Origin of the sequence: Streptomyces sp. B1I3, assembly GCF_030816615.1 — a bacterium.
Lineage (GTDB): Bacteria > Actinomycetota > Actinomycetes > Streptomycetales > Streptomycetaceae > Streptomyces.
This window is the reverse complement of record NZ_JAUSYD010000001.1, coordinates 6,967,397-6,978,619: the sequence shown is the minus strand read 5'-3', so window position 1 is coordinate 6,978,619 and position 11,223 is coordinate 6,967,397. Positions and strand designations below refer to the sequence as shown.

General features: G+C 71.0%; 11 protein-coding genes. 7 read left to right on the top strand and 4 right to left on the bottom strand.

The genetic code is table 11. The features are described 5' to 3' along the window. The first annotated feature begins 1 nt into the window (after position 1). A complete protein-coding gene (locus tag QFZ58_RS31750; protein WP_307128305.1) occupies positions 2-178 on the top strand; it encodes a hypothetical protein in 177 nt (58 codons plus the stop codon). A gap of 269 nt (positions 179-447) precedes the next feature. On the opposite strand, the gene QFZ58_RS31745 is transcribed toward QFZ58_RS31750, so the two are convergent. Further along, a complete protein-coding gene (locus tag QFZ58_RS31745; protein ID WP_307128304.1) occupies positions 448-645 on the bottom strand; it encodes a hypothetical protein in 198 nt (65 codons plus the stop codon). A 229-nt stretch (positions 646-874) separates the two neighbouring features. Between QFZ58_RS31745 and QFZ58_RS31740 the strand changes: the two genes are divergently transcribed. The 4 genes from QFZ58_RS31740 (at position 875) to QFZ58_RS31725 (ending at position 4,563) form a co-directional block, all read left to right on the top strand. Further along, the gene (locus QFZ58_RS31740) at positions 875-1,762 is read left to right on the top strand and encodes an SDR family oxidoreductase (protein ID WP_307128303.1); all 888 of its coding nucleotides are present in this window, start codon (positions 875-877) and stop codon (positions 1,760-1,762) included. A 100-nt stretch (positions 1,763-1,862) separates the two neighbouring features. Beyond that, positions 1,863-3,344, top strand: coding sequence for an aminotransferase class I/II-fold pyridoxal phosphate-dependent enzyme (locus tag QFZ58_RS31735; RefSeq protein WP_307128302.1), 1,482 nt, complete (start codon positions 1,863-1,865; stop codon positions 3,342-3,344). Between the two features lie 134 nt (positions 3,345-3,478). Next, on the top strand, positions 3,479-3,850 hold the full coding sequence (locus QFZ58_RS31730; protein WP_307128301.1) for a VOC family protein: 372 nt from the start codon (positions 3,479-3,481) through the stop codon (positions 3,848-3,850). Between the two features lie 149 nt (positions 3,851-3,999). Then, positions 4,000-4,563 carry a DoxX family protein gene (locus tag QFZ58_RS31725; protein ID WP_307128300.1) on the top strand — a complete coding sequence of 188 codons (564 nt, stop codon included), beginning with the start codon at positions 4,000-4,002 and terminating at the stop codon, positions 4,561-4,563. Between the two features lie 63 nt (positions 4,564-4,626). Here the strand turns inward: QFZ58_RS31725 and QFZ58_RS31720 are convergent, their stop codons facing one another. The 3 genes from QFZ58_RS31720 to QFZ58_RS31710 all read right to left on the bottom strand — a co-directional run bounded on the left by QFZ58_RS31720 (position 4,627) and on the right by QFZ58_RS31710 (position 8,032). After that, on the bottom strand, positions 4,627-5,223 hold the full coding sequence (locus QFZ58_RS31720; protein WP_307128299.1) for a DUF998 domain-containing protein: 597 nt from the start codon (positions 5,221-5,223) through the stop codon (positions 4,627-4,629). A gap of 175 nt (positions 5,224-5,398) precedes the next feature. Continuing rightward, a complete protein-coding gene (locus QFZ58_RS31715) occupies positions 5,399-6,955 on the bottom strand; it encodes a glycoside hydrolase family 43 protein (RefSeq protein WP_307128298.1) in 1,557 nt (518 codons plus the stop codon). Positions 6,956-7,243: 288 nt separating this feature from the next. Continuing rightward, positions 7,244-8,032: an IclR family transcriptional regulator gene (locus QFZ58_RS31710; RefSeq protein ID WP_307128297.1), complete on the bottom strand. Its 789-nt coding sequence runs from the start codon at positions 8,030-8,032 to the stop codon at positions 7,244-7,246. A 184-nt stretch (positions 8,033-8,216) separates the two neighbouring features. On the opposite strand from QFZ58_RS31710, the gene QFZ58_RS31705 reads away from it, so the two are divergent. Together QFZ58_RS31705 and QFZ58_RS31700 are read left to right on the top strand one after the other, a co-directional pair. Continuing rightward, positions 8,217-9,554, top strand: coding sequence for a gluconate:H+ symporter (locus QFZ58_RS31705; protein WP_307128296.1), 1,338 nt, complete (start codon positions 8,217-8,219; stop codon positions 9,552-9,554). 81 nt (positions 9,555-9,635) lie between these two features. Next, positions 9,636-10,964 (top strand): enolase C-terminal domain-like protein, encoded by a 1,329-nt coding sequence (locus tag QFZ58_RS31700; RefSeq protein WP_307128295.1) that lies wholly within the window; start codon positions 9,636-9,638, stop codon positions 10,962-10,964. Positions 10,965-11,223: the final 259 nt, after the last annotated feature.

Sequence of the window (11,223 nt, the reverse complement as noted above, 5' to 3'; positions counted from 1 at the left end):
CATGACACACCACAAGCACGAGCGTGAGCACGAGCCCAGGACGGCGACCGAGGAACTGACCGAGGAGGCGGAGCACGCCGCTCGGGACGTGACCCGGGACGGCCCTCGCCCGAAGAAGGGGGACGCTCTCACACCGAACACGGAGGCGCAGGAGTCCACCGGCGAGGACGACGCCTGACCGGGGGTCCCGCCCCGTGGCGGACACCCGCACCCTTCGTGGGAGCGTTCCTGCGGGGACGGGGACTACGCGTTCGCGTTCGCCCAGCAGGTGTGCCGCTTCCGGTTGCCGCTTCCATCCGTTCGCGCCGTTCGCCGGAGTCCTCGCGGCGCAACGGCTGGAGTTCTCCGTGATCGCCGGGGTCCCGGTCGGCACGTGACGGGTCCCGACGCACGCCCGCGCCCGCCCGGCAGGACCGAAGAGTCGCCGGGCGGGCGCGGGCGGGCCGTTCAGGGGTGATCGGGCTCCTGCTCCGGCGGGCGCCCGCCGCCCTTGCCGCCCCCCTTGGAACCACGGTCGGTCCCGTGCGCTCCGCCGCCCTTTCCGTGCCGTGTCCCGGCCTGTGCCGCCTTGGTGGCTTCGCTTTCCTGGGGAGTGGCGGCGCCTTTCCCGCTGCGCCGCAGCTCCGGCTGCTGTGGATTGGACATTCCCGCTCCTTCCGGCGTCACGGATGTGCACCGTCCGAGTCCCCCGCTGCGCGGCTTCGACACATGGCCCGGCCGGTGCGCACCGCGTCTTTGTCCCCGGCCCTCTCCAGCGCCGGGCCGGCACGCGTTCACCCGACCGGGGCGGATTGCTTCGCCGCCACGGGGGAACCCGTGCGGCACGTCTTCAGCCGCCCGCGTGTGCGGGCCCCGGGGAAGGAAGCACGACATCATGAGCGACGCCGAACAGCCGCAGGATCCGACGCGCCGGCATCCGCAGCCCGATTTCCCTCAGCAGGAGCAGGAGCACCCGGGCTGGACCGGGCCGATGGATCCGCCACCGGACCACGGCGAGGACTCCTACACGGGTCATGGGCTCCTGCTCGACCGCAAGGCCGTGATCACGGGAGGCGATTCGGGCATCGGGCGCGCAGTGGCCCTCGCCTTCGGACGCGAGGGCGCGGATGTTCTGCTGACCTACCTGCCGTCCGAGGAGAAGGAAGCGCAGGAGACCGTCCGGCTGGTCGAGCAGGCGGGCCGCAAGGCGGTCCCGGTGGCGTGCGACATCCGGGACGAGAAGCAGTGCCGGGCGCTCATCGAGAGGGCCGTGTCGGAATTCGGCCGCATCGACATCCTGGTGAACAACGCGGCGTACCAGATGTCGCAGCCCGACGGCATCGCGGCCATCTCCACCTCCCAGTTCGACCGCGTGGTGCGGACCAACCTCTACGGGATGTTCTGGCTGTGCAAAACGGCCCTGCCGCACATTCCGGCCGGTGGCTCCATCATCAACACCACGTCGGTCCAGGCGTACAAGCCCAGCCCCCATCTCCTGGACTACGCCATGACGAAGGGGGCCATCGTCACCTTCACCCAAGGCCTCGCGCAGATGCTCGCCTCCGACGGCATCCGCGTCAACGCGGTGGCCCCCGGCCCCGTCTGGACCCCGCTCATCCCGGCGACGATGCCGGACACCACGGAGTTCGGGAAGCAGAGCCCTCTGGGACGTCCGGCCCAGCCGGCCGAGATGGCGCCCGCCTACGTCTTCCTCGCCTCGTCGAACGCGACCTTCATCACCGGCGAGATCATGAACGCGACCGGTGGTACGCCGTTGCCCTGACCGTGCCCGCGGCGAGGTGCCGGGGCAGGTTATCGGCCCCGGCACCGTGATCCGCCGAGGACCGTGATTGGCCGGGACTTCGCCGGGAAGGCGTCACCGTATGCAAGCAAATCATCATGAAGCGCCCGTGCTGGACGCCTTGGCCGCGTACAAGGAGAAGGGCGAGCTGGGCTTCTCCCCTCCCGGCCACAAGCAGGCGCGCGGAGCCGCGCCCGCCGTGCGGGCGGTGCTCGGCGACGCCGTGTTCTTCGGGGACGTACTCGCCACGGGCGGACTCGACGACCGGCGCGGGAAGTCCGCAGTACTGCAGCGCGCCGAGAACCTGATGGCGGACGCCGTCCATGCCGAGCACACCTTCTTCTCCACGTGCGGCAGCTCGCTCTCGGTGAAGGCGGCCATGCTCAGCGTCGCCGCCCCCCACCAGAAGCTCCTGGTGGGCAGGGACGCGCACAAGTCCGTCGTCGCCGGGCTGATCCTCTCGGGCGTCGAGCCCGTCTGGGTGGAGCCGCAGTGGGACACCGAGCGGCATCTGGCCCATCCGCCGTCGGCGGCCTCCTACGAGAAGGCCTTCGAGGCCCACCCCGAGGCCCGCGGCGCCCTGGTCACCAGTCCCACGCCGTACGGCTCGGCAGCCGATCTGCGCGCCATCGCCGAGGTGTGCCACCGGCGCTCCAAGCCCCTCATCGTCGACGAGGCGTGGGGTGCACATCTGCCGTTCCACGAGGACCTGCCCTCCTGGGCCATGGACGCCGGTGCGGACGTCTGTGTCACCAGCGTCCACAAGATGGGCAGCGGCCTGGAGCAGGGGTCCGTCTTCCACCTCCAGGGCGATCTCGTCGACCACGACACCCTGGCCTCGCGGGCGGATCTGCTCGGCACCACCAGCCCGTCCGTCCTGCTGTACGCGGGGATCGACGGCTGGCGGCGCCAGATGGCGCTGGAGGGCCACGACCTGATGTCGCACGCGCTGGAACTGGCGGCCGACGTCCGGCAGCGCATCGAAGAGATCGACGGGATGCACGTCAACGGACGTGACGACTTCTGCGGTCCGGGCAGGGCGACGGAGTTCGACCCGCTTCCCGTCATCATCGACATCAGCGAACTCGGCACCAACGGCTACCGGGCGGCCGACTGGATCCGCACCCACCACCACATCGACATGCACCTGGTCGACCACCGCCGCATCAGCGCCCAGTTCACCCACGCCGACGACCGGAGCACCGCCGACCGGCTGCTGACGGCCCTGCGCGAACTGTCCCGCCAGGCCCACACCCTGGCGCCCGCGCCCCCCGTCGACGTACCCGGTCCCGACGAATTGCGTCCCGACCAGGTGTGCCTGCCCCGGGACGCGTACTTCTCCGCGACCGAGGACGTACCGGCGGAGAAGGCCGTGGGCCGTATCGCCGCGGAGATGATGACTCCGTACCCTCCCGGCATCCCCGCGGTACTGCCCGGCGAACGGCTCACCGAGCCGCTGCTGCGCTATCTGCGCTCGGGCGTCGAGGCCGGCATGAACGTCCCCGACCCCGCCGATCCCACGCTGGGCACCGTCCGTGTCTGCGCGGACGGTGAAGGGCCTTGAGCGGCAACCCGGCCCTTCTGGCCCCTCCGGCTCCCGCTGCATCCCTCGGAGTCTCCTCCCATCCTGACCTCGGACAGACGGACTGACCTCGGACAGACGGACTGACCTCGGACAGACGGACGAAAGGACCTGGCATGCCTGTCGCGACCTACTCTCTCGTCGCTCTCGACTGCCCCGATCCCGCGGCGCTCGCGGACTTCTACCAGGCCGTCCTCGGCGGCGAGATCAAGAACGACAACGACGACTGGTACGACCTCCGCGTGCCGGGCGGTGCCCGCATCTCCTTCCAGAAGGCGCCCGGCCACAAGCCGCCGGAGTGGCCGCGCGCGGACCGTGACTCCCAGCAGGCGCACCTGGACTTCGACGTGGTGGACATCGAGCGGGCCGAGGAAGAGGTACTGGCCCTCGGAGCCACGCCTCTGGACCTCGACGACCACGGCGGCGAGCGCGGCTTCCGGGTGTACGCGGACCCGGCGGGCCACCCGTTCTGCCTCTGCCGGCAGTGACGGATGAGGCCGAAGAGGGTACCGGGGCGGGCTGCGGGTGACATCGGGTGCGGGTTGTTTGAACTTTCACACACCTGTTAGGTTCGAGACGCCGCTTGAAGTTTCAAGCTTCGAGCTCTTCGATGTCCGCGACAGAGAGACCTGCGCCCATGTCTGCCACCCTCCACACCACCGGCTCCCCCTCCGGTGTCGCCCAGTACGACGGCGCCCGGAACGGCGGCGCCTCGCCAAACGCCTATGACGGCGGGCTGCTCCTGTTGCGGCTGGCCCTGGGACTGACCGTCGCCGCGCACGGAGCACAGAAGCTCTTCGGCTGGTTCGGAGGCGGCGGCCTGGAGGGCACCGGCCAGTTCTTCACCATGAGCGGCTACCCCTCCGGCGAGGCGATGGCCCTGATCGCCGGACTCAGCGAGACCCTCGGCGGGCTCGGCCTCGCGTGCGGGCTGCTCACCCCGCTCGCCGGCGCCGCCGTCCTCGGCACCATGATCAACGCCCTCGCCGTGAAGTGGGGCGGCGGCTTCTTCGCTCCCGAGGGCGTCGAGTACGAAGTGCTGCTGGCCGCCGGTGCGGCGGCGCTCGCCCTCACCGGACCCGGCCGGATCGCGGCGGACCGCTTCCTGCCGGGCCTGCGGGCCCACCGCCTCGCCTACGGAAGTACTGCCGTGGCACTCGGTGCGGTGAGCGCCGGGCTCGTGCTGCTGGTCCGGAACTGACGTACGTCGTCCTGACGGGGCGGGAAGCGGTATCGCCTGCCCCGACCGGCCCCGTCCCGGTCCCTAGGGCGGGCCGCCATCGCCGGGACGGGAGAGGCACGAGGCGACGACGACCAGGGGCCACACAGACTGGAAACACGTCACGAGGCGTTCGGCGACACCGGCCGCGCCGTGGCGGTTCAGCTCGATGAGGAACCAGCCCGCACCGATGCCCATCAGAGCGGTCACCACGACGGAGGGCACCGGCCGCAGCCCCCAGGGCGCCCCTCCGCCGCGGTCGACGGCCAGGACCGGCCACACCGCGAGGAGGGTGAACCCGACCACGACGATCGAGCCGTGATGCAGGGACCCTCCGCTGCTCGGCGCAGGGAGCAGGGCCACCGCCAACGCCGCCGCTCCCCCGCCGGCCAGCGCCGCGCGACCGGCGGGGGCGGCCGGGCGCAGCCCCCAGGCGGTGAGCAGGTGGCAGATGCCCAGCGCGACGAACGCTCCGGTCATCACCCAGGACCCCGCCGCGCCGTAGGCGGCCAGCACACTGATGGTCTGCGAGGCGGGATCGTAGGCGGGCCCCTCCAGCAGTGCCGCGAGCGCCCACCCTCCGACCAGGAGGACGGGCGCGCATGCCGAGGAAAGCAGGGCCCACTTGGGAACGGGTCGCATCAGCCCACCGTAGAACGCCCGGTCACCCCTCCCCCGCGCACACGCCAGGCAGGGCATGCCGATCGGTCGGGCCCCGACCGCGACGCAGGCCAGGTGCTGCGGGGCGGCCGGAGGCGTCCTTCCGCCGATCGGCGTGGCTGGAGGCGTCCTTCCGCCGTTCGGCCCACTCCGTGGCTCACTCCCCGGTCGAGGGCGCCCTTCGGATCGTGTCGGGCAGCGGCTCGTAGTCGAACCAGTCGAAGTGGACGGTGCCGGTCGAGGCGTACATCCCGATGACCCGGCCGGTGAAGCCGCCGGCGACCTCCGTGGACAGGTAGCGGCCCTCGAGCCGGGCCAGCTCGGCGAAGGTGCCGTCCGGTTCCTCGACGCCGAGGACAAGGACGTCGGGGCCGCTCCGCGCGTCGACCGGCGCCCTGGTGGCGGACACCTCCATCCGCAGGACCTGCGGTCCGGCGGGCAGCGGGCGGGACGCCACCACAGTGCGCAGCGGGCCGATGCGGGCGATCACACGGACCTCGCCGGACCCCGCCTCGATGTCGTAGTGGTGGCTCTCGTCGAGGCGCACGGCCAGTCCACCGACGCCCTCAGCCGGGTCCATCAGGGTCCGGGCGCGGCAGGACAGGTGCTCCTGGCGCCGGCCGACGAACGTCACGTCGGGGGCGTCGAGTGAGGTGCCACGGCCCCGGAGGGTCAGCCACCCGGGGCGTTCCCCGGTGGTGCAGGCGTCGGCCGGCCGGTCCCGAGGGGATATCCATACCGGGGCGAGCTCCGCCAGGCCGAAGTCGTCACGGACCGGCACGGTGGCGGCCGGCTGGAGGGGCCACGGGGGCGCGGGCATGACGGGCGCCACCTCACCGACGACCGGCCAGTCGTCGACCCAGGTCACCGGGGCCAGGAACGTCTCCCTGCCGAGCACGTGCCAGCCCGGGCTGCCGCCGAGCGGTCGTACCCCGAGCAGCATCATCCACCACGACCCGTCGGGGCCCTGGACCAGGTCGGCGTGGCCGGTGTTCTGGACCGGGAGGTCGGTGCCGCGGTGCGTCAGGACCGGGTTGGCCGGGCAGGGCTCGAACGGGCCGTCGGACGTGCGGCCCCGGGCGATCGAGACGCCGTGGCACCGCTCGGTGCCGCCTTCGGCGATGAGCAGGTACCAGTAGGCGCCGATCCGGTACAGGTGCGGTGCCTCCGGCGCCTTGGCGCCGGGTGTGCCGGACCAGATCCGGCGTGGCGCACCGAAGGACTCCCCCGTGTACGGATCGATGCGGATCTGCGCGACGCCCGCGGTGGTGCACCAGCAGTTGCCGTCCTCGTCCCAGGCGATATCCGGATCGATGCCCTCGACCCCGGGCAGCCGGATCGGTTCGGACCAGGGGCCGGCCGGGTCCGTGGTGTGGAACAGCAGGTTGCCGCCGTCGCTCACGTTCGTCGTGATCAGCCAGAAGCGGCCGTCGTGGTGGCGAAGGGTGGGGGCGTAGATCCCCTTGGAGGAGGCCGTGTCCCGCGGGAGACTCAACTGCGACGGCCGGTCCAGGGCGTTGCCCATCCGGGTCCAGTGCACCAGGTCCCGGCTGTGGAAAAGGGGCACACCGGGGAAGTACTCGAAGCTGGAGCAGGCGAGGTAGTAGTCGTCCCCCACGCGGCAGACGCTGGGATCGGGGTGGAACCCGGGGATCACGGGATTGGTGAAGGTGCTACCCGTCTCGGGCACGCTCGACACAGTGAATCCTTTCATCGGTCCGCCCACGTGTGCCACGTCCGTCAGGGGCCGGGGCGCCACGGGCCGTTCTTGCCGGGAACTGCAAACACTCCGAGAGTCACAGACGGACACGCGACCTGTCCCGGGAATTTCACATCCGAGCAGGTCACGGGCGTCGTGAGGTCACCCGTCTGTCGATGGCGGGTCGTGGCCGTCCATGAGGTGGGTGGACATCGCCCTTGCCGGTGGCGACCGGTTCCGGGCCCGTGGACACTCCGGTGCCCGACGCCGGAGGGATCCGGCGCGAAGCGGGACGCGCGAGGATCAGCGCCAGTCGGGAGCGCCCGGGACGGGGGACAGGACACTCTCGATCTTCGTGCGCGTCTCCCGCATGACGGCGACGATCCGGGCCGCGTGCTCTTCGCCGAGTCGGCCCACCGGCACCGAGCAGCTGATGGCGTCGGTGGCGGGTGAGTCGTACCGCAGGGCGAAGCCGAAGCCGGCGATGCCGGTGACCGTCTCCTCCCGGTCGATGGAGTAGCCGCGCCCGCGCACAGCGGCGAGGTCGGCGAGCAGGGCGGCGTGCCCGGTGTGCGTGTTCTCCGTGAGTGCCGCCAACTCTCCTGCAGGCAGCGGGAGTTGCTCGTCCAGACGCTCAGCGAGCAGCGCCTTGCCGAGGGCTCCGGCATGGGCCGGGATCCGGCGTCCGACCCGGCTGATGGTTCGCGGGTACTCGTGGGACTCGCGGGTGGCGAGGTAGACGACGTCGGGGCCGTCCAGGCGTGCCAGGTGGATCGTCTCGCCGAGCACGCGTGAGGCCTCGTCGAGGTAGGGACGGGCCGTGCGCACGTGCGGGTCGCTGTCCAGGTAGCTCGTGCCCGTATGCAGAGCGCGGATCCCGATGCCGTAGAGCGAGCCGGTCGTGTCGGAGCGCACCCAGCGGCAGGCGATGAGCGTCTGCAGCAACTGGTACATGCTGCTGCGTGGTACGCCCAGCTCCTCGGCGAGTTCGTCCAGGCGCGCGGGACGGTCGCCCCGCGCTGCGAGCAGTTCGAGCAGCGCGACGGTACGGGCCGCCGACTTCACTGAACGGACCCCGCTGTTCTCCGGCATGGCCACATCGTAAATCCGCGCCACCGTACCCATTGACCCCGCTCAGGTCACCCACCTAACCTCCGTTCTCATACATATACGCCATCTGCATATGGAGATGTGATCGTGGAGCGGTGCAGCACGAGGTCACAGTCGGCCGCCTGTTCGGCACATCGATCGTCCGACAGTTCGAAGGGGAACTGACATGCCGCTCCTCGTGGTCGGGGTCAGCGTTCTGGTGCTGCTGATCCTCATGACCCGGCTGAAACTCAACGGCTTCGCCGCGCTCCTCGTCGTCGCGGTCGGCGTCGCACTGGTGCAGGGCATTCCGGTGGCCGACGTCCCGGACGTCCTGTCGGCGGGCATCGGGGATCAGATCGGCGACACGATGCTCACGATCGGGCTCGGCGCCATGGTGGGCCGCGTCATGGGTGACTCCGGCGCCGCACAGCGCATAGCCGGCAAGCTCCTCGACGCCTTCGGCCCCCGCTGGGTCCAGGTGGCCATGGTGATCACGTCCATGCTCATCGGTGTCACGATGTTCTACGAGGTCGCCTTCGTCATCATCGTGCCCATCGCCTTCACGCTCGTGAGGGTCACCGGGGCGAACCTGCTGTGGGTCGGCCTGCCGATGTCGATCGCGCTGTCCACCATGCACAGCTTCCTGCCTCCGCACCCCGGCCCCACCGCCGTGGCCGCGACCTTCCACGCCTCCGTCGGCCACACCCTCTTCTACGGCCTCTTCATCGCCGTACCGGTCGGGGCGCTCATCGCGCTCCTGTGGCCGCGCCTGCCGTTCGTCAAGGCGCTGAACCCCTCCATACCCAGGGGCCTCGTCAGCGACCGCGAGTTCACGGACGAGGAGATGCCGGGCATGGGCTGGTCACTGTTCGTGGCCCTCTTCCCGGTGGCGCTGATCGCGGGCGCGGCCGTGACCGACATGGCCACGTCCGGCGAGAGCCCGTTCCTGCACGTGGTCGCCTTCGTCGGCTCGGCACCGATCGCGCTCCTGCTGACCCTCCTCCTGGCGATCTGGGCGTTCGGTCCCCGGATCGGCCGCAGTCTCGCGGACGTCAGCGCGTCCTGCACCTCGGCGGCACAGGCGATGGCGATGATCCTGCTGGTGATCGGCGCGGGCGGCGCCTTCAAGAACGTCCTCGTCGAAGGCGGCATATCCGACTACATCAAGGACGTCACCGAGAGCTGGTCGATCTCGCCGATCATCCTGGCCTGGCTCATCGCCGCCATCCTCCGCGTCGCGCTCGGTTCGGCGACGGTCGCCGTCGTCACGGCCTCCGGCGTGGTGCTGCCGCTCCTCGCGGGCAGCGGAGCCCACCCCGAGATGATGGTCCTCGCCGTCTCGTGCGGGTCGATCGCCTTCTCCCATGTCAACGACCCGGGATTCTGGCTGTTCAAGGAGTACTTCAACCTGTCGGTCATCGAGGCGATCAAGGTGCGTACCGGCTACACGACGGTACTCGCGGTCCTCGGCCTGGGCGGCGTCCTGGCCGCCGAGTGGGCTCTTGACGTCCTCAGCCTCTGAGAACCCCGGTGACGGCCGTGACGGCCCCCTCCCCCGTCACTCGCATCCCTCCCTCCCTCCGACCCAAGGAATCCGGTACCCATGAGCCAGCCGACCATCACGCGCTTCGCGGTCTACCCCGTCGCCGGCCGCGACTGCATGGAACTGAACCTCTCCGGCGCGCACGGCCCCTTCTTCACCCGCAACATCCTCGTCCTGCAGGACTCGCAGGGTCGTACGGGCCTGGGAGAGGTACCCGGCGGTGAGAAGATCACCCGGACGCTGCGCGACGCCGAGACCCTGGTCGTGGGCGCGAAGGTGGGCGACTACAAACGCGTTCTGCGCGAGATCGGGGACCGGTTCGCGGACCGCGACTCGGGCGGACGAGGTGCCCAGACGTTCGACCTGCGAACGACCGTGCACGCCGTCACGGCCGTCGAGTCGGCGCTCCTCGACCTGCTCGGCCAGCACCTCGACGTACCGGTCGCGGCCCTGCTCGGCGACGGCCTGCAGCGGAACTCCGTCCGGGTGCTGGGTTACCTCTTCTACGTCGGCGACCCCGGCCGCACCGACCTGGACTACGTCCGCGAGCCCGGCTCGGACGTCGACTGGTACCGCCTCCGGCACGAGGAGGCCCTCACGCCGGAGGCGATCGTGCGCCAGGCGGAGGCGGCGTACGACCTGTACGGCTTCCAGGACTTCAAGCTCAAGGGCGGGGTCCTGGCGGGCACCGAGGAGGTCAGGGCCGCACGGGCGCTCAAGGAGCGCTTCCCCGGGGCCCGGATCACCCTGGACCCGAACGGCGCGTGGTCGCTGCGCGAGGCAGTTGAGCTGTGTTCGCCGCTGGTGGGCACGCTCGCCTACGCCGAGGACCCCTGCGGGGCCGAGGACGGCTACTCGGGGCGCGAGGTGCTCGCCGAGTTCCGCCGCGCCACGGGGCTCCCCACGGCGACCAACATGATCGCCACGGACTGGCGGCAACTGACCCACGCCCTCGCCCTGCAGTCGGTGTCGATCCCGCTGGCCGACCCGCACTTCTGGACGATGCAGGGCTCCGTGCGCGTGGCCCAGCTGTGCAATTCGATGGGCCTGACCTGGGGCTGCCACTCCAACAACCACTTCGACATCTCTCTCGCCATGGTCACGCACTGCGGCGCCGCGGCCCCGGGTGAGTACAACGCCCTGGACACACACTGGATCTGGCAGGAGGGCCTGGAACGGCTCACCGTCACCCCGCCGCGGATCGTCGGCGGCGAGATCGCCGTCCCCGACGCCCCCGGACTGGGCGTCCGGCTCGACATGGACCGCCTCCTCGCGGCGCACGAGCTCTACCGGAAGGAGGCTCTGGGGGCGCGGGACGACGCAGCCGGAATGCAGTACCTCGTGCCGGGATGGACGTTCGACGCCAAGCGCCCCTGCCTGGTGCGCTGAAACCGGTCGCGGGCGAGGCTGCGCCGGGAGGGGCAGCCCGGAGAGGCCACAGTCGCGAAGGCCTCGGTCGCGGGAGGTGGAAACCCCAGGGCCTACGCAGGTGCGATGTCCCGGACACCTGCCCGCTCCCCCGGAACGGGCCCCGCCTCGCGGCCGGCAGGGCTCCTTCCGGAGAGGCCGACGAGCCCCGGCCCGCACACCCGGAGCCCCTCCTGCGGCAACGGCTGCCGATCTCGCCCGCCGGGTGCCCGATGCAGAT